We start from the raw sequence: 19,459 nt of genomic DNA, 5'->3' as shown, positions 1-19,459 counted from the left end.
CTGGCGTCGAACCGGGCCGGCCCGTCACGCGACGGGCCGGCCCGCGCGGCGTCAGGCGGGTGCGGGCACGGGTTCCGGCATGGGTTCGGCGGCCGGCGCCGGCCGGGCCGCCGCGACGGCGTAGGCCACCGCGTACGGGGTGCAGGCCAGGTAGAAGACGGGCTCGACGAGCACCCGGTCGGTGATCAGGAACCGTTCCCAGGCGGTGGGCCGGGGCAGCCCGAGCGACGAGTCGGTCCAGCAGGTGAGCAGCCACAGCGGAGCGGACACCCGGTCCACCGTGTCCGGCGGCGCCCCGTCGGCGACCGGCCCCACGGGGACCGCCGGGATGGCCGAGACCACCGCCAGGACGACCGCGGCGTCAGCCGCGACCAGCGCGCCGAGCACCCCGACGGCCCAGGCGAGCCGGGTCCGGCCCCGGCGGGCCAGGATGCCCGCGCCCCAGAGGGCCGGCACCAGCAGGGCGAGCCAGAGCAGCAGCCCGGGAACGGTGCCCGGCAGGCCCTGCTCGCCCCGGCCGGCGAACGCGGCGACCACCACCGTCACGGTCAGCCCGATCGGCAGCACGACGCCGAGCGCGGTGGCCAGGGGCCCGGTGCGTACGGTCCGCCGGGCGGACCGGGTGACGAGGAGGGCGAGCAGCGCGCCCGCCCCGGCCGTGAGGCCCGACAGGAACGGCATCTGCAGCGCGGTCGCCCAGGCGACGTGGGCGCCGAGTGCGGCACACGCCAGGCTCGTCAGAGCGGCGAGCACGACGATCGCGGCGCACGCCGGCGGGGCGAGCAGCAGCACCCCGGCGGTACGCCACAGCCGCCGGTGCAGCACGCCCCGGTCGACCACCGGCGCGCCGGCACGGCGGGCGGCGAGGCTGGCCGCGAAGCCCAGCATCCGCCACCGCTCCCCACGCCCGGCCAGGACGTGCAGCTCGGCGTCCCACTCCCGGATCAGCTCGGTGCGCAGCTCCGCCGGCCAGCGCCGCGCCGCCGCGCGCAGCAGGACTCCGGCCAGCCGCGTCACCACGCCGGGGCCCCCGTCGGCTCGGCCCCGCCCCGGGACCCTCCGCCCTCGGGGGCGAGGGCACGCAGCTCGGCCAGCGCGAGCCGGGCGGCACGCACCCCCTCGCCCGTGAGCCGGTAGTACCGGCGCGCGGGCCGTCCCGCGGCGACCGGGTCGACGTCCTCCCAGTCGGCGGCCAGCCAGCCGGCCGCCCGGAGCCGGTGCAGGACGGGATAGAGGGTGCCGCTGGGCAGGCCGGTGAGCTTGATGAGGTCGAGCCCGTAGCGCGCGCCCTCGGGGTCGGCGAGGAGCGCGGAGAGCACCTTCGCCACCGGAATCGTCAGCCGCATGAGAGGGACTATATCGGAACTCTACATAGGTTGCACCGGCCCCGGCGGTCAGCGGAACAGGCCGAGCGCGGCCGCGGCGTCGACGGCCACCACGAGGTCGGCGACGCCGAACGACAGGACGCCGAGCAGCCAGAGGCGGTAGGACGACAGCCGCGCCCACCAGGGCTGGTCGGCCCCCAACCGGACGATGGCCGCGGCGTGCGGCGCCGTACCCAGTCGGCGGTCGAGGCCCAACTCCTGCTCGATCCGCTCGGCCAGCCGGCTGTCGCTGGTCTCCAGCCGCCGGTGCTTGGCCATGAGCTGGGCGCAGAGCCCCGCGAGGGCCGCGCCGAGCAGGGCCGCGACGGACCGGGCCGGACGGCTGCCGTCCGGCCCGAGGGCGATGGTGAGCAGGAACGCCTGCGCCGCCGTGGCCTGCCACATCATCGTGTCGAAGGAGGTCCGGCGCGCGCCGACCAGGGCGTACGCGGCCAGCACCGCCTCCGTCGAGGCGGTCGGGGCGAGCGGGTCGGCCGGTGGGACTGACGCCATGCGGCCATCGTCCCAACCGGCCGCCAGGTGGCCTATCCGACGACCTGGCGAAGGAAGGCGGCCAGGTTGGCGGCGGTCCGGTCGATCTTCTCGGCCAGCGTGATGGACTCGTGGATGCGCCGCCCGGCGTTCTTCCGGCCCCGCAGGTAGAGCGAGCAGGCGAGGTCCGCGCAGAGGTAGCTGCCGACCGAGTTGCCCGCCCGCCCGTCCGGTCCGGCCTTGCGGGCGGTCATCAGCGAGACACCGTCCCCGGTGTGGGTGGTCAGGCAGAGCGAGCACATGCTCCGCCGGACCCGCCCGGTCTGCGAGGCCACCCGCAGGGCCACCCCGAGCAGCCCGGTGCCGGACTCGGCGACCAGGTACGCCCGCTCCGCCGCGGCGGGGTCGCGCCAGCCGAGGAAGTCGAGGTCCGCCCAGGGCCGTTCGGCCAGGTCCCGGGGCAGGCTCAGGCGCTTCACCTCGCCCTTGGTGCAATTGACGAAGGACGCCCGGATGGCGGTCTCGGTGAGGGGTGTCATAGGCGCTAGTCTAGACCCCCTAGGTAAAAAGCTAGAGCGACGAGACGTGGGGTGGAGCACATGGCCCGGACGGGGTTGACGGTCGAACGCCTGACCCTGGCGGCCGCCGAGATGGCCGACGAGGTCGGTTTCGAGAACGTGACCGTGTCGGCGCTCGCCCGCCGGTTCGGCGTGAAGGACGCCAGCCTCTACTTCCACCTCAGGAACGCCCAGGAGCTGCGCGTCCAGGTGGCGATGCTGGCCTTGAAGGAGATGGCCGACCGGGCCGCCGACGCCCTCGCGGGGCGGGCGGGCAAGGATGCGCTAATCGCCTTCGCCAACACCTACCGCGACTACGCCATCCGGCATCCCGGCCGGTACGCCGCCGCGCAACTGCCCCTCGACCGGGAGACGGCCGAGGCGAGCGCGGCCCGGCGGCACGCGGAGATGACCCGGGCCATCCTGCGCGGCTACCAGCTCGCCGAGCCCGACCAGACGGACGCGGTACGCCTGCTGGGCAGCACCTTCCACGGCTACGTGACGCTGGAACGGGCGGGCGCCTTCCGCCACACCCCGCGTACGACGGACGCCACCTGGTCCCGCACCCTGGACGCGCTCGACGCCCTCCTGCGGAACTGGCCGCCGGGGTGACGACGGGTCAGCGCGGCAGCCGGCGGACGGCCAGCAGGGCGATGTCGTCGGCCGGATGCTCGGTGTCCAGGGTGGCCATGACCGTGGCGGCCACCGTGTCGACGGGAGCCAGCGGGACGGCCGCGGTCAGCCGGGCCACGCCGGCGTCGAACAGCTCCCCCCGCCGCTCGACGAGCCCGTCGGTGTAGGCGACCAGGACCGCCCCGGGCGGGAAGTCGACCGTCGTGGTGTGCCGGGCCGGGCTCCGCCGGCCGGTGCCGAGCGGCGGATCGATGTACGCGTCCAGCACGGTGTTCGGGTGGCCGGGCAGGGCCAGCACCGGGCGCGGATGACCGGCCACGGAGACGTGCAGGGTCGCCCGGTCGGGGGAGATCATCGCGTACAACGCGGTGGTCAGGCTGCCGGCCTCGAAGTGGACCACCTTCCGGTCGAGCAGGGTGAGCGCCTCCGCCGGGTCGTCGGCGACCAGGGCGTAGGCCCGCAGCGCGCTGCGGACCCGGCCCATCACCACCGCGGACTGGAGCCCGTGCCCGGAGACGTCGCCGACGACCACGCCCAGCCAGCCGGACGGCAGCGTGAAGACGTCGTACCAGTCGCCGCCGACGCCGGAGGCGTGGCCCGGGACGTACCGGCCGGCCAGTTCCAGGTCGGGCAGCTGGGGCAGTTCGGCGGGGATCAGGCTCCGTTGCAGGGCCAGTGCGGCGGTCTGGTCCAGCGTGTTCGCGCGGGCGCGGCTGGCCAGGCTGACCCGGTCGGCGACCAGTTCGAGCAGGCGGACGTCGTCGAGGGTGAACTGGCGGGGTGACAGCGTGCCCACGTGCAGCACGCCGACGAGTGCGCCCTGGGCCATGATCGGCACGCCCAGGAGGGACTGCACCCCGGTCTCGATCAGCACCGGGTTGACCACGTTGTCGGTGGTGACCGTCTGGAGGATCACCGGCTGCCGGGTGAGCGCGACCTGGCCGGCGAACCCGCGGCCGACGGAGACCCGGAAGCCCTGCCGGACCTCCTCCTCCAGCCCCCGGGCGGCGGTGGCCACCAGCTGCTGGGCGCGGACGTCGAGCAGGAGGATCGCGGCGGTGTCGACCCCCAGCAGATCACGTACGCGGTCGAGCAGCTCGTCGAAGAGGTCGGCGACATCGAGTCGGGACAGCGTGGCGTCGGTCACCGCCTCGACCCGGCGCAACCACTGGTCGTCCCGCAGGACCTCCGCCCGAACCACCCCACGATCCTAGTTGCGCACCGGCAAGTTCCGCTCGGGGCGACCCTTGGGACGGCCGTCTCAGCAGCTGGTCGGAACCGGACATCCGGCGCGGTAGGCGACGGACGAGTCGACCGGTACGCCGGATTCTAGTCCCGGAGCTGGAAAGGTGTCGCCGCCGACCATCTTCTTTGCCGAGGATCGGCCGTGCCGGGTCCCCTCAGCCGGCGCGGGGGGCGTACATGATGACGGCGACCCCGACGAGGCAGATGGCGGCGCCGACGAGGTCGTAGCGGTCGGGCCGGAACCTGTCGACGACCACGCCCCAGGCGAGGGAGCCGGCGACGAAGACGCCGCCGTAGGCGGCGAGGATGCGGCCGAAGTTCGCGTCGGGTTGGAAGGTGGCCACGAAGCCGTAGAACCCGAGCGCGATGACCCCGGCCGCGATCCAGAGCAGCCCGCGGTGTTCCCGCCAGCCCTGCCAGACCAGCCAGGCGCCACCGATCTCGGCGAGCGCGGCGAGCAGGAACAGCAGGATCGAACGGGCAACCGTCATGCGTCGGACCGTAGCGTGACCACCCGGCGGTCCCTTCGGTCACCCGGTTCGCAGGCGCAGTCGCCGCCGCCGCAGCCGCTGGTGTGGCGGCGCCTGGTGGCCCACCACCAGGAAAGGCCGGCCAGAACCGCGAGGGCGACCGCGATGCCGGGCATGAGGCGGTTGGCCGCGGCCCAGCCGGCGCCGCCCAGGACCCCGGCGGCCAGCAGTCCCGGCAACACGCAGCAGGCGGCGCAGGCGGCTCCGGCGAGTCCGGTCAGGCCGGAGGGCAGCAGTCGGCGCAGGCGGTCATCAGGTGTCGGCACGGTCGGTCCTCTCGGCGAGCTCAACGAACGGCAGGGGGCAGCAGGCGCTGCCGGCGCAGGCGACCAGGTCGTCGCAGCCGGCGGAGATGGCGGCGCGCAGGGTGTCGCGGATGACGGTCAGGTCCGCCAGCCTCCGTTCCACCTCGGCGAGCTTCTCCCCGGCTCGTGCCTGGAGGCCGTTGTCGCGTCGGCGGTGTCGGTGGCGGCCGGCGTCGAGCAGGCCCGCCACCTCGTCGAGGGTGAACCCGAGGCGCTGCGCGGTCTTGATGATCCGCAGCAGGGTGACCGCATCGGACGGATAGAGCCGGTGCCCGCCCGGCGATCGTTGCGGGGAGGCGAGCAGTCCCCGGCGCTCGTAGTAGCGCAGCGTCTGCACGTTGACGCCGGCCGCGTCGGCCAGCTCGCCGCTGCGCAGTCCCGATCCGGTCATCCCCGGCCCCGGGCGGACGTCGCCCGCGCGGCGAGGGCGTCGAGCACGTCGACGTACGCCGCCGGCACGCGGACGTCCAGCGTCAGCAGGTCCGGGCCGGGCCGTGCGATGTCGAAGGCGAAGAACGAGCAGCAGGAGGACTCGCGGGCGGTCAGCTCCCGCGCGGTCTGCTCGACCTGCGTCGCGCCGTCGAGCCGCAACCGCAGGTGCTGTGCCGACAGTCGGTCGGCACCCCGCACCGCGGCGCGGAAGAACCCGTCGAACTCGGCGAGCCGCAGCGGCCGCTCGGCGGTCGGCAGGGTGCACACATCCGGCACCCAGGAACCGCTCGTCGTGATGTGGTCGTCGCTCATACTCCGACGGTAAGCCCGTACCTTGGTACCGGATGCAAGCCCGGACGGCGGGCGGTTCCTCGGCCGCGCGGTCCTCCAGCCGGCCGTCAGTTCGAGATGTGGGCTTCGATGCCGTCGACCGCACCCACGCCGATCCTCGCGCCCTGATCGCCGGGCGCGGCCGAGCCTGTCGGAGACCGGTCTGTTGTGCGCACGGTGCGGGTGCGCTGGATCAGCACGACGCAGGTCAGCACGACCAGCGCGACCACGATGGAGGCAGGGGTGACGGTCTCTGCGAGCAGGAGCGCGGACCAGAGCAGGGTGAGTACCGGCTGGGCGAGCTGGATCTGGCCGACCTGGGCGATGCCACCCAGGGCCAGACCGGTGTACCAGGCGAAGAAGCCCAGGAACATCGAGATCGCGGTGAGGTATCCGAACGCCGACCAGGCGACGGCATCAGCGCGCGGCGGGTGAGCCGCCGCGGCGACGAGCGTGATGAGCAGGGTGACGGGCAGCGAGAGGAGCAGCGCCCAGCAGATCGTCCGGGCGCCGCCCAGTTCCCGGGCGAGCGCGCCGCCCTCGGCGTATCCCAGTCCGCACAGGACGACCGCCGCGAGCAGGAACAGGTCGGCGGCCGACAGCGCGCCGTGCACCGTGCCGCTGGTGATGAGGAAGGCGAGCACCGCCAGCAGCCCGCCGAGGCTGGCGACCCAGAACAGCAGCGGTGGGCGCTCGCCGGCCCGCAGCACCGCGAACACGGCGGTCATGGCGGGCAGCACGGTGATGACGACCGCGCCGTGCGCGGAGGTCTGGGTGGTCAGCGCCAGAGAGGTGAACAGCGGGAAGCCGACGACGACGCCGAGGGCGACGACCGACAGCCGCCGCCACTGGCTCCGGGTGGGCCGCGGCGAGCGGGTGAACCGCAGGTAGGCACCCGCCAGCAGCGCCGCACCGACGGCCCGGCCGAAGGCCACGAACCACGGGTCGAGCTGCTGCACGGCGACGCGCGTGGCGGGCAGCGACATGCTGAAGGCGAGCACGCCCAGCGCGCCGAGGGCGAGGCCGAGAACCCGATCCGCCGTTACCGTGGTGGCGTCAGTAGCGCTACTCTTACTCGTCATGGAAAACGGTAACGCAGTGGACCGCGTTATCCAAGATCTGCGCGGACTGGTGGCCGGCTCATCCCCTGGAACACGGCTGCCGTCCGTGCGCGAGTTGACCTCCCGGCACCAGGCCTCGCCGGTCACCGTCGCCGAAGCCGTCCGACAGCTGGTAGCGCAAGGGCTGATCGAGACGCGACCGGGTAAGGGCACCTTCGTGGCCGCCGCACCACACGAGCGGCGCCCACCCGACCTGTCGTGGCAGACCGTCGCGCTCGGCCCCCGCCGATCCGGCGAGCAGGAGATGCAGGCGTTACTGGCGTTACCCCCTGCGGGAGCGATTCCGCTGTCCGGTGGTTACCTGGACGCGGACCTGCAGCCGGCTGCGGCGCTCGGTGCCGCGCTCGCCCGCGCTGCCCGGCAGCCGGCGGCCTGGCTGCGCGGGCCGGTTGAGGGGCGTGCGGACCTGCGCGCCTGGTTCGCCCGTGAGGCGGGGACCGGGCTGCGCGCCGACGACATGGTGATCTGCCCGGGCGGGCAGGCGGCACTGTCGTCCGCGTTGCGCGCACTCGCCGCGCCCGGCGACACCCTGCTCGTCGAGTCCCCGACCTACCTGGGGGCGCTGGCCGCCGCCCGGGCGGCCGGGCTGCGGGTGGTACCGGTGCCCGCCGACGCCGACGGCGTACGCCCTGACCAACTCGCCGCCGCGTTCGCTCGCACCGGTGCGCGACTGTTCTACTGCCAACCGCTCTATGCCAACCCGACCGGTGCCACCCTGGCAACCCACCGCCGAACCGAGGTCGCCGATGCCGTACGCGACGCCGGAGCGTTTCTGATCGAGGACGACTACGCCCGCGACCTCACCATCGACGGCGAGGCTCCGCCACCGCTGGCCGCCGACGACCCGGACGGGCATGTGATCTACCTGCGCTCACTGACCAAGTCGGCCGCCCCCGGCCTGCGTGTTGCCGCGATCGGCGCCCGCGGCCCGGCCGGTGCCCGGCTGCGCTCGGCCAGGGTGCTTGACGACTTCTTCGTCGCCGGCCCGCTGCAGCAGGCCACGTTGGAGTTCGTCACCACTCCGGCCTGGGCACGCCACCGCCGCGCTCTGCGCACCGCGCTGCGGGCACGGCGCGAGGCGTTGCTGACCGCGCTGCGCCGGCACCTGCCGGGACTCGTCCCCCAGGCGATCCCCCGCGGTGGCCTGCACCTGTGGGCTCGCCTGCCGGACGGCGTCGACGACGTCACGCTGGCCGCCGCGGCTGCCACCGAAGGCGTCATCGTCTTCCCCGGCCGCCCCTGGTACGCGGCCGAACCCCCGGCGCCGCACCTGCGCCTGACCTACGCCGCAGCCCCACCCGAGCTCATGGACGAGGCCGTCCGCCGCCTCGCCCGCTCCCTCGCCCTGGATGCCCCGATGCTGATCGGCAGCGAAGGTTGACGAAGCGGTCTGACGTGATCGGGTCTTGGAGGCTGGCCTGGTGGGCGACGGACGAGTCGACCTGTACGCCGGATTCTGTGACCGGCTCGCCCCGGAAGGCGGGCCGGCGGCGGCCATCCATCTCGGCCTACCGTCGCCGGCAGGCTCCAGCGGCCTACCCGCAGACATCGGGCGGGCCGCCCTCAAGCGTCTGCGCGGACCGTCATCTTGCGGTGACGACCCTTTCTTGGCCTTGCTCCGGGTGGGGTTTACCGAGCCATCCCGGTCACCCGGGATGCTGGTGGGCTCTTACCCCACCGTTTCACCCTTACCGTCCCGTTTCGGGGCCGGCGGTCTGTTTTCTGTGGCACTGTCCCGCGGGTCACCCCGGGTTGCCGTTAGCAACCACCCTGCCCTGTGGAGTCCGGACGTTCCTCGGCGGCGGGCCGTGAGCCCGCCGACGCGACCGCCCGGTCGACTCGTCCGTCGCGCCACTCATCCTAACGACGGCGCCCGCGCGCTCATTTCCACCCCGTCAGCGGTGTCGACCAAGAGGTTTGCGTCGTGACGGGGTCGGATTCCGACGCAAACCCCTTGATCAACACGCCCGCAGCCGCCGGCAGCTGCCGAGGGCCGGTGGAGGTGGGTCTGCGCGGGCGTGGAGGGCGGGCTAGCCTGCGGGATCATGGAGCTCGCCGACGTCGCATTGCTGATCGCCGCCGGTCTCGCCGCGGGCACGGTGAACGCGGTGGCCGGAGGCGGTTCCCTCATCACCTTCCCGGCCCTGATCGCGATCGGCCTGCCCCCGGTGCCCGCCAACGTCAGCAACTCGGTGTCGGTCTTCCCCGGCTACGCGGCCAGCGTGGCGGGCAGCCGGATGGACCTGCCCCGCGGGCGGGCGCTCTGGCCGCTGCTGCCCACCGCCGTGGCCGGCACGGTCGTCGGGTGCGTGCTGCTGCTGGCCACCCCGGCGCGCGCGTTCGAGCTGGTGGTGCCGTTCCTGGTGCTGGGCGCGACCGCCGTGCTGGCCTTCCAGGATCCGCTGCGCCGGCTGGTCGGCCACCCGGCGGACCTCAGCCCGCGCCGCCGTACCGTCACCGTGCAGGCCATGGTCGCGGTCGGGACGGTGTACGGCGGCTACTTCGGCGCCGCGCTCGGGGTGATGCTGGTGGCCGGCCTGGCCCTGGTGCTGGACACCACGCTGGCCCGGGTGTCGGCTGTCAAGAACCTGCTCTCGGCCGTCGTGGGCCTGACCACGCTGGTGGTGTTCTCGCTGTTCGGCCCGGTCAACTGGGCCGCGGTGGCGGTGGTCGCACCGGCCACGCTGGTCGGCGGGTACGTGGGCGCCCGGCTGGTCCGCCGGCTCCCGCCGGTGGTGCTGAAGACCCTCATCGTGGTCTTCGGCACGGTGATCGGCCTCTACCTGCTCTACCGCGCCCTGGGCTGAGCGGCCGGGAGGGGCCCCCTCCGGTAAGGGGGCCCCGCACCTCAGTACGCCTCGCCGACCGGCTCCTCGGGGGCGTGCTCGTTGCGCCGGGCGGCGGAGTTCCACCGGGACCAGAGCACCCGCTCGCCGTAGCCGGCGGCCATCACGTGCGCGAAGGCGAGGTAGACCAGCACGCCGACGGCGAGGACCCCGAAGCCGACCCAGAACGGCAGGGCGAGCCCGTGCTCGGCCAGCTTGCCGGAGATGATCGGGGCCGGCGCGGCGGCGCCCCAGCGGACCAGGTTGAACGCGCCGGTGGCGACCCGGCGGTCGCTGGAGCCGAGGCCCAGGGCCAGGTCGGTGAGGTTGGCGTTGGCCAGGCCCATGAACAGGCCGGCGAGGACCAGGACCACCAGCGACATGGCGGTGCCGGTGGAGGTGGCGAAGAGGACCATGCAGACCAGCAGGCCGGCGATGGCGACGCCGACGGTCTGCACGGCGCCGATCCGGTGCGCCAGCCGGTGGCCGACCAGGAGGATGCCGGCGGCCAGGCCGAGGCCCCAGCCGGTGAAGGCCAGGCCCAGCGGGATGACGTCGAGGTGCAGGTAGAGCGGTGTGTAGCCGAGCACCACGAAGAAGACGAAGTTGTAGGCCGCGGTGACCACGCAGAGGGTGATGAACGCCGGCTTGCGGTAGGTCGAGAAGATCGCGCCGAGGCGTACGGGGGGCTGCTTGCGGGCCGGTTCGCGGAGCTTGCGCGAGGCGACGGCCAGCGCCAGCACCATGAACACGCCGCACACGAAGAACGGCAGCCGCCAGGTCACCTCGCCGAGCAGGCCGCCGATCAGCGGGCCGACGGCGAAGCCGAGACCGAGCGCGGTCTCGAAGAGGCCGACCACCCACTCCCGGTCGTTGGCGAGGTTGACCAGCACCACCATGGCGGTGGCGAAGAACATGGCGTTGCCCAGGCCCCAGACGCCGCGCAGCACGGAGAGCTGCACGATGTCGTTGCTGAACGACGCGAGGATGGCGGCCAGGCCGACCACCGAGACACCGGTGATCAGCACCGGCTTGAAGCCGAACCTCCCGCTGGCCAGGGTCGCCGGGATCATGCCGACCGCCATCACGGCGATGTACGCGGTGAAGAGCAGCTCGACCTGCCAGGCGGTCACCCCGATGGCCTCGCCGATGGCGGGCAGGATCGGGTCCACCACGGCGATGCCGGCGATGGCGAGGAAGGCCACCAGGGTGGTGGCGTAGATGGCACTGCGGTTGGGTTCGGATCGCCGATCCACTCCGCGCCTCCAGACAGATAGCTGTATCGTACAGGTAAATCAGTTGTATCATACAGCTATGAGCGACGACGCCAACGCGGAAGAAGTCACACTCGGCAAGATCGAGACCGAGGTCGCGCTGCTGATGCGCCTCGGCGAGGCGACCCGCCGGGCCAGCGGCACGGCCGAGCACCGGGTGCTGGACCGGGCGGCGTACGTGATCCTGCGGCACCTGGCCGCCGCCGGCCCGCAGAACGTCTCCGCGCTGGCCACGAAGCTGAACCTGGACGGCTCCACGGTCACCCGTCAGGTCTCGGCCATGCAGCGCGACGGGCTGATCGCGCGTGCCCCGGATCCGGCCGACGGGCGCGGCACGGTGATCTCGCCCACCCCGGCCGGCCTCCAGCGGATGGCCGCGGTGCGGGCGGCCCGCACCCGGCTCTACGGCGACATCCTGGCCGCCTGGTCCCCCGACGACCGGGAGAGCCTCGCGGACCTGCTGCACCGGCTCAACGAGGCCCTCGAATCGCGCCCCCGCCGCCGCTGAACGCACGGCGGGGCCCCGGCCGCCAGCGCGGCGACCGGGGCCCCGGGGCAGCTCAGGCGACCGGTTCGGGGGCGGCGTCCGCGTCCCGCTCCACGCCGGGGGTGACCCGCGGGTCGCCCTCGTCGGCGAAGTAGTCGTCCGGGGTGGTGCCGTCCACCCCCTCGGCCACCTTCGCCGCACGCAGCACCAGGGTGAGCAGCGCGGCCACCGCCAGGTTCACCAGCACCGCCACGATGCCCACGTAGATCGTCTTCTGGGTGTCGAAGCCGAACTTCTCCAGCGGGAAGGCCGAGCCGGCGAAGTGCTTCTTGCCGGTCGCCGGGTTCCCGATCTGGTAGAGCATCCACATGCCGAGGCCCATGCCGGCCACCCAGCCGGCGATCAGCGCGCCCCGGTGGAACCAGCGGGTGTAGAGGCCCAGCGCCACCGCCGGCAGCGTCTGGAGGATGATCACGCCGCCGATGAGCTGGAGGTCGATGGAGAACTGCGGGTCGAGGAAGACGATGCAGGCCACCGCACCGACCTTCACCACCAGCGAGGTGATCTTCGAGACGTTCGCCTCCTGCGCCGGGCTGGCGTCCCGCTTCAGGTACTCCTTGTAGATGTTGCGGGTGAACAGGTTCGCCGCCGCGATCGACATGATCGCCGCCGGCACCAGCGCGCCGATGCCGATGGCCGCGTACGCCACCCCCGCGAACCAGTCCGGGAACTGGCTGTCGAACAGCAGCGGCACCACGGTGTTGCCGTCGACGCTGCCGGCCTTGGCGCCGGGCAGCGGCTTCACGCCCGCCGCGATGGCCATGAAGCCGAGCAGCGCGATCAGCCCGAGCAGCAGGCTGTACGCCGGCAGCGCGGACATGTTCCGCTTGATCACGTCCCGGTTCCGGCTGGCCAGCACACCGGTGATGCTGTGCGGGTAGAGGAAGAGCGCCAGCGCCGAGCCGAACGCCAGGGTGACGTACTGGAGCTGGTTGTTGGCGTTGAGCAGGATGCCGTCACCCGGTGCCGGTGACGCCTTGAACTTCGCGTCGGCCGCGTCGAAGATCTCGCCCCAGCCGCCCAGCTTGTACGGCAGGTAGATGACCGCCACCAGGATCACGATGTAGATCAGCGAGTCCTTGACGAACGCGATCAGCGCCGGCGCGCGCAGCCCGGACTGGTAGGTGTAGGCCGCCAGGATCGCGAAGGCGATGATGATCGGCAGGTGCCGGGCGAACGCGTTGTCCCCGGTCACCCCCATCGTCTTGAGCACCGCCTCGATGCCGACGAGTTGCAGAGCGATGTACGGCATGGTGGCCACGATGCCGGTGATCGCGATCAGCAGCGCGAGGATCGGCGAGTCGAACCGGTTGCGGACGAAGTCGGCCGGGGTGACGAAGCCGTGCCGGTGCGAGACCGACCAGAGCCGGCAGAGCACCAGGAACACCAGCGGGTAGATGACGATCGTGTAGGGCACCGCGTAGAACCCGAGGGCGCCGGCCCCGAAGATCAGCGCCGGCACCGCCACGAACGTGTACGCCGTGTAGAGGTCACCGCCGACCAGGAACCAGGTGATCCAGCCGCCGAAGCTGCGCCCGCCCAGGCCCCACTCGTCCAGGTGCGCCATGTCGCGCGGTGCCCGCCAGCGGGCCGCCACGAAGCCCATCGCGCTGACCAGCAGGAACAGGAACGTGAAGATGATGATCTCGGTCAGGTGGTCGCGCCACATCAGCGGTCACCTCCCCGCTTCTTCGTCATCTGGTAGACCAGCGTCGTGGTGGCCACGCCGAGGACGATCCAGGCCAGTTGCAGCCAGTAGAAGCGCGGGAAGCCGAACAGCCGGGGCGAGTCGGCGTTGAAGAAGGCCGGGATCAGCGGCACCACGATCGGTATGAAGAGCAACCAGTTCCAGGGGCTGTGGTCCTTCGCCCTGGATCGCGCCGTTGTCGGCGCCTCCGGTTCTGGTGCTGCCATGTGACACACCTCCGGGAAGTCGTAACTTGCCATGTGACGGCCGGAGGCTACGACCCTGTGAACGCGGTCACGTTCTCCCGGAGGACGGCGGTGCGCCGAGCGGCTCCCGTCGTGCGCCGAATGGCGGGACGAAAGCGGTGGGGGTGGTCAGAGGTCGGACAGGTGGGCGGTGTCGTTGACCGAGCGGACCGCGACGCCGCCGTCCGGGTAGAGGTCGAGCACCGAGACGCCCGCGGTGTCCAGGTAGAGCCGGTGCAGGAAGGCGTCGCCGGCCGCGAGGGCGTCGCGCAGCACCAGCTTGATCGGCGAGACGTGGGAAACCACCACGACGGTCTCCCCGGGGTACGCCGTGCGCAGCCGGTCGACCGCCCGGCCGGTCCGCTCGGCGACGGCCGCGAACGACTCGCCCTCGGGCGGGGCGATGCTCGTGGAGGCCAGCCAGGCGTCCAGTTCCCCGGCCCAGCCGTCGCGCACCTCGGCGAAGGTGCGCCCCTCCCAGACCCCGAAATCGCACTCGATCAGGTCGTCATCGGGACGTACCGGCGGGTTGCCGACCAGTGCGGCGATCGCCTCGGCGGTGGCCGTGCACCGGGCCAGCGGGGAGCTGACCACGGCCGCGACCGAGGGCGCGAGGGCGGCCACCCGGACGGCCGTGGCGCGGGCCTGGGCCCGCCCCCGGTCGGTCAGCGGCACGTCACCGCGCCCGGAATAACGCTTCTGCACCGTCCGCTCGGTCTCGCCGTGCCGGACCAGGATCAACCGGGTGGCCTCCTCGGTCGGGCGCGGCTCCCAGGACGCCGGGGTGGTGGCCGGGTCGGTGCCGGTGGCCCGGCCGGTCGCGGCCCGGGCGGCCACCTCGCGCACAGCCGGCTCGGGGGCGGCGAGCTTCCGCGGCGACTCCGCCACCGGCCCGGTCGGTGCCAGGCCCGCCGCCGCGTCCATCGCCGCGTTGGCCAGCGCGTCGGCGTGCTTGTTGCGCTCCCGGGGGACCCAGCTGAACCGTACGCTGTCGAACCGGCCCACCAGCCCCGCGGCCTGCGCGGCGAGCGGCCGCAGCCCGGGGTTCTTGATCTGCCAGCGGCCACACATCTGCTCGACCACCAGCTTGGAGTCCATCCGGGCCTCCACCTCGGCCGCGCCCAGGTCGGCGGCGGCCTCCAGCCCGGCTATCAGGCCCCGGTACTCGGCCACGTTGTTCGTGGCCGTGCCGATGGCCTCGGCGCGCTCGGCCAGCACCTCGCCGGTCGCCGGGTCCCGGACCACCGCGCCGTAGCCGGCCGGCCCCGGGTTGCCCCGGGACCCGCCGTCGGCCTCGACCAGGACCGCGCGCACCGCCACGACGGCTACAGCCCCGACTCGTTGGTCCGGACCATGATCCGCCGGCACTCCTCGCAGCGGACCACGTCGTCCGGGTCGGCCTTGCGGATCCGGGCCAGGTCGGCGCCGGAGAGCTCCAGGCGGCAGCCACCGCAGCGGGCGCCGGTGAGCAGCGCCGCGCCGAGGCCGGTGTCCGTGCGGATCCGGTCGTAGAGGGCGACCAGGTCGGCCGGCAGGTCGCCGGCCAGCGGCTGGCGGGCGCCCCGCTTGAACTCCTCCTCCTTGGCGATCTCGGCGAGGCTGTCGTCGCGGCGCTGCTCGGCTGCGGCGCGCCGGTCCCGGGCCTCGGCGATCCGCCGTTCGACGCCGTCCAGCACGCCCTGCGCGGTCTCCCGCTGCTCCATCAGCTCCAGCTCGGCGTCCTCCAGGTCGCTCTGCCGGCGGTTCAGCGAGGCCAGCTCGTGCTGGAGCGCCTCCAGCTCGCGGGCCGGCCCGGTGCCGGCGGCCAGCCGGTTCTCGTCCTTGGTCTTGCGGGCCCGGACCTGGTCGACGTCCTTCTCCAGCCGGGCGATGTCCCGGTCGAGGTCGTCCACGGCCACCTGGGCGCGGACCCGCTCGTCCTCCAGCGCGGAGAGCTCGCGCGCCAGGGCCTCCAGCTCGGCCAGCTGGGGCAGCGTCCGGCGGCGGTGGGCGAGTTGGGCGAGCGCGGTGTCGATCGCCTGCAGGTCGAGCAGGCGGCGCTGCACCTTCGGGTCAACCTTCACGGTCGGGGCTCCTTGTCGTCCGGTCGGGGCGCGGCGGCGTGCACGGTCCACGGGTCGGTGTCCAGGTCGGACACCACGGTCTCGACGCCCAGCTCGTCCCGCAGCCGGGCGGCCAGGTCGTCCAGCCAGGGTCGCTCGGTCGCCCAGTGGGCGGCGTCCAGGAGGGCCGGCCCGCCGGCGGCGAGGTGCTCGCCGGCGGGGTGGTGGCGCAGGTCGGCGGTGAGGAACGCATCCACTCCGGCGGCGGTCGCCTCGGCGAGGAAGCTGTCTCCCGAGCCGCCGCTGACGGCGAGGGTACGAACCATACGCCCGGGATCCCCGGCGGCGCGAACTCCCCACGCGGTGACGGGGAGCACGGCGGCGGCGTGCCGGGTCAGCTCGGCCAGGCTGAGCGGGGTGGGCAGCTCGCCGATCCGGCCGATGCCCCGGCCGGGGCCGGCGGCGGGCGAGCCGGGGCGGGGCGGGTGCAGCGGGCGCAGCCCGGTCAGCCCGAACCGGGCGGCCAGGGCGTCGGACACCCCGGGGTCGGCGACGTCGGCGTTGGTGTGCGCCACGTACAGCGCCACGTCGGCCTTGATCAGCCGGTGCACGATCCGGCCCTTGTACGTGGTGGCGGCCACCGAGGAGACGCCGCGCAGCAGCAGCGGGTGGTGCGCGACGATCATGTCGGCCCCGGCGGCGAGCGCCTCGGCCACCGTCTCGGGCACCACGTCGACCACGCAGGCGACCCGCCGGACCGGGACGTCGGGCTCGCCGAGCACCAGACCGACCCGGTCCCACTCCTCGGCCCAGGCAGGCGGGTAGCGGCGGTCCAGCGCGGCCGCCACGTCGGCGACCGTGGGCGGCGATCCGGTTGTGCTCACGGCCGGCCAGCTTACCGGCGTCCGGCGACCCGCAGGGCCGATGGCGGACAGGAGGGGCCCTTGTGCGACGGGACGCGTCGACAACGGGCCCCTGCCCGCCCCTCAGCCGACCGGGGCGGCCGGGCGTGGAGCGCCGCGCAGCGCGGCCAGGCCGGCTGCCCAGGGGAAGCCGTCCAGGTGCCGCTCGCCGGTGCCCGGCGGATGCAGCGGCACCACGTGGTCGCCGAAGACCACCCGCACCCCCCACTCGCGCAGCCGGGCCAGGCCGGCCCGGAACGCCGGGTGCGCGGCCATCGCCACGTTGGTGTACGGCACGGCCGCGATCGGCACCCCCATCCCCTGCCCCTCGATCAGCAGGCCGAGGGCGAGGGTGTCGGCGATGCCGGCGGCCCACTTGTTGACGGTGTTGACCGTCGCCGGGCAGACCAGCATGGCGTCCGCCGGGGGCAGCACGTCCGGGTCGCCCGGGTTCTTGTAGTGGGTGCGGACCGGGTGACCGCTCTGCCGGGCCAGCGCCGTCCGGTCGACGAACTTCGCGCCGTCCGGCGTGGTCACCACGCAGACCTGCCAGCCGTCCTGCTGGGCGAGGTCGACCAGCCGGCCGACGTGACGGGCCAGCGGCGAACCGCAGGCGATGACGTAGAGCACCCGACGGTGCCCGTTGCTGGTGTGCGGACCGCTCATCCGACCCGACCTGCGCTCATACTCCGACTCCCATGTGCACAGCCAACTCCGCGATCGGCGGAGGCGGCGCACCCCGTGTGCGACGGAGCACGTCCGACATCACCTCGTGGGCGATGGGCCGGCATCGGATCTCGGAGGGCGCGAGCCGGTCGCCGCGGAGCAGCATGTCCCCGGCGTTGGCGACGTCGCCGATCTGGGCGAAGCCGCGGGCGATGTCGAGCAGGTGGTGCGCGCGCCGCTCGGGCAGCAGCGCGTTGAATGCGGGCTCGGCGAGGCCGTGGTGCGTCTCCACGGCCCGGCCGCCGTCGCCCAGTTCGACGGCCGCGGCGGCCCGGTGCAGCTCCAGGTTGGTCGGGCCGAACGAGGTCCAGTAGTGGTTGTGGTCGCCACCGAGCAGGGTGGCCGCCTCGGCGGCGCCGGACAGCAGGTCGTCCACGGTCGCCGAGTCGCCGATGCGGGCGGCGGCCATGGCGCCCTGGAGCAGCAGCATGCCGTAGACGGAGAGGCGCTCCGGCCGGGCGTCGTTCTCGCCGCCGGGGGCCAGCCGGTTGGCGATCCGCACGTTGAGCTCGAGCGCGGGGCGGGGGCGGCCCATCGCGACGAGCGCGTTGCAGACCCGGGTGGTGGCGATGCCGGCGAGCAGGGGGTCGTCGGCCCGCTGGGCGACCGCCATCGAGCGGTCGGCGGCCAGCCAGGCCAGGTCGCACTCGCCGAGCTTGCGCAGCACGGAGGAGGCGATCTGGTAGACCTGCCCGAGCACGTGGGCGGCCTCGCGGGCCTGATCGCCGTGGTAGCCGGCGTCGGCGGCCTGGGCGTCGCGCAGCAGCTTGGGCAGGGCACGGGTGAGCATCCCGTAGCGGCCGTACTGGTAGGTGAGCCAGGCGTGGTTGACGGCCTTGCGCATGTCGGCCAGCGGCGGGGGGTAGGGCGCCGCGTCGAAGTACGCGCTCATCGAGTCGTAGCGCTCCAGCGCCGCCCGGATCTCCTCGACCTCGACCTGGTCGATGCAGTTGAGGGCGTCGGTGCGCCGCTCCGGGTCCTTGCCGAGCAGCAGTTGCACGTCGACCTGGAGGATGTCGGCGATCTCGTAGACGACGGAGAACTTGTCCAGCCGCCGGACGCCACGCTCCACCTTGTCCACCCAGCTCTTGGACTTGCCGAGCCGGTCGGCGAAGACCTGCTGGGACATCTTGCGCCGACTCCGCCAGTAGGCGACCCGTCGGCCTATGGGTAGCTCGTCCATCTGACCATCCCTCCCCCTGCCCGCATCCGGCTGATCCCCCCGGTCGACCAATTGCGACGGTCCTTCGGTTTTTAGGTTTCGCTGGTCGCACAGTCTGTACGTCGGCCGTACGGCCAGTTCTCCTAGTTTTCGTGCAAGTTGCATCAGCCGTTCGTCAGCACAACGAGTGTGGGTTACGGCAGTGACGGCATTCGACGTGTGGTGTGTGGACGGTCCGGGCCGGCGAGAGGGGATGGGACACATGTGGGGAATTGTCGGACCGCGCGTGGCTCACCTGTCACCGCTGGAACGGGTCCGGCTGCGCCGGATCGCCGTCCGGTACGCCGCGCACGGCTGGGCCGTGACACCCGGCGCCTGCCTGGCCAACAGCCGGTTCGTCTGCGGCCGAGCCGGCTGTCCCACGGTCGGCTGCCATCCCGCCCTGGAGAACTGGGAGCACGCGGCCAGCGCCGACCCGGCCCGGGTGGCCACCTGGTGGCGCAGCCGCCCCCACGGCGTCCTGCTGCCCACCGGGCGCGCGTTCGACGTGCTGGAGGTCGCGGCCCACCTGGGCCGGCGGGTGCTCGACACGGTCGCCACCCATCCGGCCGGCTTCGGCGTACGCGGGCCGGTGCTGGTCACCCCCACCGGCCGCTGGATGTTCCTGGTCCGCCCCGGCGACCCGCTGCGCCCGGAGCTGGAGCACTGCTTCCAGGTGGTCCGGCACGGTCCCGGCTCGTGGATCCCGGCCCCGCCGACCCGGCTGCCGGAAGGGACGGTGCGCTGGGCGGTCGCGCCCGAACAGGCACGCTGGCGGCTGCCCGACTCGTACCTGGTCCAGAACGCCCTGATCGTGGCGTTACGGGCGGCCGGGATCACGCTCACCTCCGACCTGCTCCCCGGTCAGCTCCCCCTCCCCCGGCGCGGCTGCTGACCGGCAGCCCCTCGCAGGCAGCGACCTCACCGGCGTCGCACTCGTTGTGCCTGCTGAGAGGCGCAGGAGCGCGCCGGAGCGGGGGTGGAGGATGTCCGAGGACGAC

Annotated in this window: 23 protein-coding genes and 1 other RNA gene; 5 read left to right on the top strand and 19 right to left on the bottom strand. The window is 73.5% G+C overall.

From position 1 onward, the window contains the following. Window positions 1–51: 51 nt before the first annotated feature. From ABZW14_RS22840 to ABZW14_RS22825, 4 genes are read right to left on the bottom strand one after another with little or no spacing between them, the layout of a single operon-like run. Window positions 52–1,020, bottom strand: coding sequence for a hypothetical protein (locus tag ABZW14_RS22840; RefSeq protein WP_355349905.1), 969 nt, complete (start codon window positions 1,018–1,020; stop codon window positions 52–54). Beyond that, window positions 1,014–1,346, bottom strand: a complete 333-nt coding sequence (locus tag ABZW14_RS22835) for a PadR family transcriptional regulator (RefSeq protein ID WP_355349902.1) — start codon at window positions 1,344–1,346, stop codon at window positions 1,014–1,016. The genes ABZW14_RS22840 and ABZW14_RS22835 overlap by 7 nt, the downstream gene beginning before the upstream one ends. A gap of 48 nt (window positions 1,347–1,394) precedes the next feature. Next, on the bottom strand, window positions 1,395–1,877 hold the full coding sequence (locus ABZW14_RS22830) for a hypothetical protein (RefSeq protein ID WP_355349899.1): 483 nt from the start codon (window positions 1,875–1,877) through the stop codon (window positions 1,395–1,397). A gap of 32 nt (window positions 1,878–1,909) precedes the next feature. Beyond that, window positions 1,910–2,395 carry an FBP domain-containing protein gene (locus ABZW14_RS22825; RefSeq protein WP_355349896.1) on the bottom strand — a complete coding sequence of 162 codons (486 nt, stop codon included), beginning with the start codon at window positions 2,393–2,395 and terminating at the stop codon, window positions 1,910–1,912. 60 nt (window positions 2,396–2,455) lie between these two features. Between ABZW14_RS22825 and ABZW14_RS22820 the strand changes: the two genes are divergently transcribed. Further along, window positions 2,456–3,025 carry a WHG domain-containing protein gene (locus ABZW14_RS22820; protein ID WP_355349893.1) on the top strand — a complete coding sequence of 190 codons (570 nt, stop codon included), beginning with the start codon at window positions 2,456–2,458 and terminating at the stop codon, window positions 3,023–3,025. Window positions 3,026–3,032: 7 nt separating this feature from the next. On the opposite strand, the gene ABZW14_RS22815 is transcribed toward ABZW14_RS22820, so the two are convergent. From ABZW14_RS22815 to ABZW14_RS22790, 6 genes are all read right to left on the bottom strand, one after another. Then, window positions 3,033–4,247, bottom strand: coding sequence for a GAF domain-containing SpoIIE family protein phosphatase (locus ABZW14_RS22815; protein WP_355349890.1), 1,215 nt, complete (start codon window positions 4,245–4,247; stop codon window positions 3,033–3,035). A gap of 199 nt (window positions 4,248–4,446) precedes the next feature. After that, the gene (locus ABZW14_RS22810) at window positions 4,447–4,782 is read right to left on the bottom strand and encodes a YnfA family protein (RefSeq protein ID WP_355349887.1); all 336 of its coding nucleotides are present in this window, start codon (window positions 4,780–4,782) and stop codon (window positions 4,447–4,449) included. Continuing rightward, window positions 4,779–5,087, bottom strand: a complete 309-nt coding sequence (locus tag ABZW14_RS22805) for a hypothetical protein (RefSeq protein WP_355349884.1) — start codon at window positions 5,085–5,087, stop codon at window positions 4,779–4,781. The genes ABZW14_RS22810 and ABZW14_RS22805 overlap by 4 nt, the downstream gene beginning before the upstream one ends. Further along, on the bottom strand, window positions 5,074–5,517 hold the full coding sequence (locus tag ABZW14_RS22800) for a MerR family transcriptional regulator (protein ID WP_355349881.1): 444 nt from the start codon (window positions 5,515–5,517) through the stop codon (window positions 5,074–5,076). Before ABZW14_RS22800 ends, ABZW14_RS22805 begins: the two co-directional genes overlap by 14 nt. Continuing rightward, window positions 5,514–5,870: a hypothetical protein gene (locus ABZW14_RS22795; RefSeq protein WP_355349878.1), complete on the bottom strand. Its 357-nt coding sequence runs from the start codon at window positions 5,868–5,870 to the stop codon at window positions 5,514–5,516. The genes ABZW14_RS22800 and ABZW14_RS22795 overlap by 4 nt, the downstream gene beginning before the upstream one ends. Before the next feature lie 86 nt (window positions 5,871–5,956). Continuing rightward, complete coding sequence (locus ABZW14_RS22790) at window positions 5,957–6,970, bottom strand: DMT family transporter (protein ID WP_355349875.1); 1,014 nt, start codon at window positions 6,968–6,970, stop codon at window positions 5,957–5,959. Here ABZW14_RS22790 and ABZW14_RS22785 point away from each other — a divergent pair. Beyond that, on the top strand, window positions 6,969–8,390 hold the full coding sequence (locus tag ABZW14_RS22785) for a PLP-dependent aminotransferase family protein (protein ID WP_355349872.1): 1,422 nt from the start codon (window positions 6,969–6,971) through the stop codon (window positions 8,388–8,390). The two genes, ABZW14_RS22790 and ABZW14_RS22785, sit on opposite strands and share 2 nt — an antisense overlap. 48 nt (window positions 8,391–8,438) lie before the next feature. Here ABZW14_RS22785 and rnpB read toward each other — a convergent pair. After that, window positions 8,439–8,851, bottom strand: an RNA gene (rnpB, locus tag ABZW14_RS22780) — RNase P RNA component class A. Between the two features lie 203 nt (window positions 8,852–9,054). Here rnpB and ABZW14_RS22775 point away from each other — a divergent pair. Further along, window positions 9,055–9,816, top strand: coding sequence for a sulfite exporter TauE/SafE family protein (locus tag ABZW14_RS22775; RefSeq protein WP_355349869.1), 762 nt, complete (start codon window positions 9,055–9,057; stop codon window positions 9,814–9,816). 41 nt (window positions 9,817–9,857) lie between these two features. Here the strand turns inward: ABZW14_RS22775 and ABZW14_RS22770 are convergent, their stop codons facing one another. Continuing rightward, window positions 9,858–11,090 (bottom strand): MFS transporter, encoded by a 1,233-nt coding sequence (locus ABZW14_RS22770; protein ID WP_355349866.1) that lies wholly within the window; start codon window positions 11,088–11,090, stop codon window positions 9,858–9,860. Window positions 11,091–11,148: 58 nt separating this feature from the next. On the opposite strand from ABZW14_RS22770, the gene ABZW14_RS22765 reads away from it, so the two are divergent. Beyond that, a complete protein-coding gene (locus ABZW14_RS22765) occupies window positions 11,149–11,616 on the top strand; it encodes a MarR family transcriptional regulator (RefSeq protein WP_355349863.1) in 468 nt (155 codons plus the stop codon). Between the two features lie 52 nt (window positions 11,617–11,668). Here ABZW14_RS22765 and mctP read toward each other — a convergent pair whose 3' ends face one another. The 7 genes from mctP to ABZW14_RS22730 form a co-directional block, all read right to left on the bottom strand. Continuing rightward, window positions 11,669–13,324: a monocarboxylate uptake permease MctP gene (gene mctP, locus ABZW14_RS22760; protein WP_355349861.1), complete on the bottom strand. Its 1,656-nt coding sequence runs from the start codon at window positions 13,322–13,324 to the stop codon at window positions 11,669–11,671. After that, the gene (locus ABZW14_RS22755; RefSeq protein ID WP_355349858.1) at window positions 13,324–13,569 is read right to left on the bottom strand and encodes a DUF3311 domain-containing protein; all 246 of its coding nucleotides are present in this window, start codon (window positions 13,567–13,569) and stop codon (window positions 13,324–13,326) included. Before ABZW14_RS22755 ends, mctP begins: the two co-directional genes overlap by 1 nt. 147 nt (window positions 13,570–13,716) lie before the next feature. Further along, window positions 13,717–14,907 (bottom strand): bifunctional RNase H/acid phosphatase, encoded by a 1,191-nt coding sequence (locus ABZW14_RS22750; RefSeq protein WP_355349855.1) that lies wholly within the window; start codon window positions 14,905–14,907, stop codon window positions 13,717–13,719. A 5-nt stretch (window positions 14,908–14,912) separates the two neighbouring features. Continuing rightward, entirely contained in the window at window positions 14,913–15,650 is a 738-nt protein-coding gene (locus ABZW14_RS22745) for a C4-type zinc ribbon domain-containing protein (RefSeq protein WP_355349853.1), read from the bottom strand. Continuing rightward, window positions 15,647–16,513 (bottom strand): Nif3-like dinuclear metal center hexameric protein, encoded by an 867-nt coding sequence (locus ABZW14_RS22740; RefSeq protein WP_355349850.1) that lies wholly within the window; start codon window positions 16,511–16,513, stop codon window positions 15,647–15,649. Before ABZW14_RS22740 ends, ABZW14_RS22745 begins: the two co-directional genes overlap by 4 nt. A gap of 102 nt (window positions 16,514–16,615) precedes the next feature. Continuing rightward, window positions 16,616–17,197, bottom strand: coding sequence for a flavoprotein (locus tag ABZW14_RS22735; protein WP_355349847.1), 582 nt, complete (start codon window positions 17,195–17,197; stop codon window positions 16,616–16,618). Window positions 17,198–17,213: 16 nt separating this feature from the next. Then, window positions 17,214–18,440, bottom strand: a complete 1,227-nt coding sequence (locus tag ABZW14_RS22730; RefSeq protein WP_355349844.1) for a helix-turn-helix domain-containing protein — start codon at window positions 18,438–18,440, stop codon at window positions 17,214–17,216. Window positions 18,441–18,672: 232 nt separating this feature from the next. On the opposite strand from ABZW14_RS22730, the gene ABZW14_RS22725 reads away from it, so the two are divergent. Then, window positions 18,673–19,353, top strand: a complete 681-nt coding sequence (locus ABZW14_RS22725; protein WP_355349841.1) for a bifunctional DNA primase/polymerase — start codon at window positions 18,673–18,675, stop codon at window positions 19,351–19,353. The last annotated feature ends 106 nt before the right edge of the window (window positions 19,354–19,459 follow it).

Source organism: Micromonospora sp. NPDC004551 (assembly GCF_040609975.1).
Taxonomy (GTDB): domain Bacteria; phylum Actinomycetota; class Actinomycetes; order Mycobacteriales; family Micromonosporaceae; genus Micromonospora.
The sequence above is the reverse complement of the archived record's forward strand: the minus strand, read 5'-3'. Positions and strand labels throughout refer to the sequence as shown.

Excerpts from the sequence above, each read along its gene's own strand:
- ABZW14_RS22835 (WP_355349902.1), bottom strand. The coding sequence starts at position 1,346 with ATGCGGCTGACGATTCCGGTGGCGAAGGTGCTCTCCGCGCTCCTCGCC.
- ABZW14_RS22830 (WP_355349899.1), bottom strand. The coding sequence starts at position 1,877 with ATGGCGTCAGTCCCACCGGCCGACCCGCTCGCCCCGACCGCCTCGACG.
- ABZW14_RS22825 (WP_355349896.1), bottom strand. The coding sequence starts at position 2,395 with ATGACACCCCTCACCGAGACCGCCATCCGGGCGTCCTTCGTCAATTGC.
- ABZW14_RS22820 (WP_355349893.1), top strand. The coding sequence starts at position 2,456 with ATGGCCCGGACGGGGTTGACGGTCGAACGCCTGACCCTGGCGGCCGCC.
- ABZW14_RS22810 (WP_355349887.1), bottom strand. The coding sequence starts at position 4,782 with ATGACGGTTGCCCGTTCGATCCTGCTGTTCCTGCTCGCCGCGCTCGCC.
- ABZW14_RS22800 (WP_355349881.1), bottom strand. The coding sequence starts at position 5,517 with ATGACCGGATCGGGACTGCGCAGCGGCGAGCTGGCCGACGCGGCCGGC.
- ABZW14_RS22795 (WP_355349878.1), bottom strand. The coding sequence starts at position 5,870 with ATGAGCGACGACCACATCACGACGAGCGGTTCCTGGGTGCCGGATGTG.
- ABZW14_RS22785 (WP_355349872.1), top strand. The coding sequence starts at position 6,969 with ATGGAAAACGGTAACGCAGTGGACCGCGTTATCCAAGATCTGCGCGGA.
- ABZW14_RS22790 (WP_355349875.1), bottom strand. The coding sequence starts at position 6,970 with ATGACGAGTAAGAGTAGCGCTACTGACGCCACCACGGTAACGGCGGAT.
- ABZW14_RS22775 (WP_355349869.1), top strand. The coding sequence starts at position 9,055 with ATGGAGCTCGCCGACGTCGCATTGCTGATCGCCGCCGGTCTCGCCGCG.
- ABZW14_RS22765 (WP_355349863.1), top strand. The coding sequence starts at position 11,149 with ATGAGCGACGACGCCAACGCGGAAGAAGTCACACTCGGCAAGATCGAG.
- mctP (WP_355349861.1), bottom strand. The coding sequence starts at position 13,324 with ATGTGGCGCGACCACCTGACCGAGATCATCATCTTCACGTTCCTGTTC.
- ABZW14_RS22755 (WP_355349858.1), bottom strand. The coding sequence starts at position 13,569 with ATGGCAGCACCAGAACCGGAGGCGCCGACAACGGCGCGATCCAGGGCG.
- ABZW14_RS22735 (WP_355349847.1), bottom strand. The coding sequence starts at position 17,197 with ATGAGCGGTCCGCACACCAGCAACGGGCACCGTCGGGTGCTCTACGTC.
- ABZW14_RS22730 (WP_355349844.1), bottom strand. The coding sequence starts at position 18,440 with ATGGACGAGCTACCCATAGGCCGACGGGTCGCCTACTGGCGGAGTCGG.
- ABZW14_RS22725 (WP_355349841.1), top strand. The coding sequence starts at position 18,673 with ATGGGACACATGTGGGGAATTGTCGGACCGCGCGTGGCTCACCTGTCA.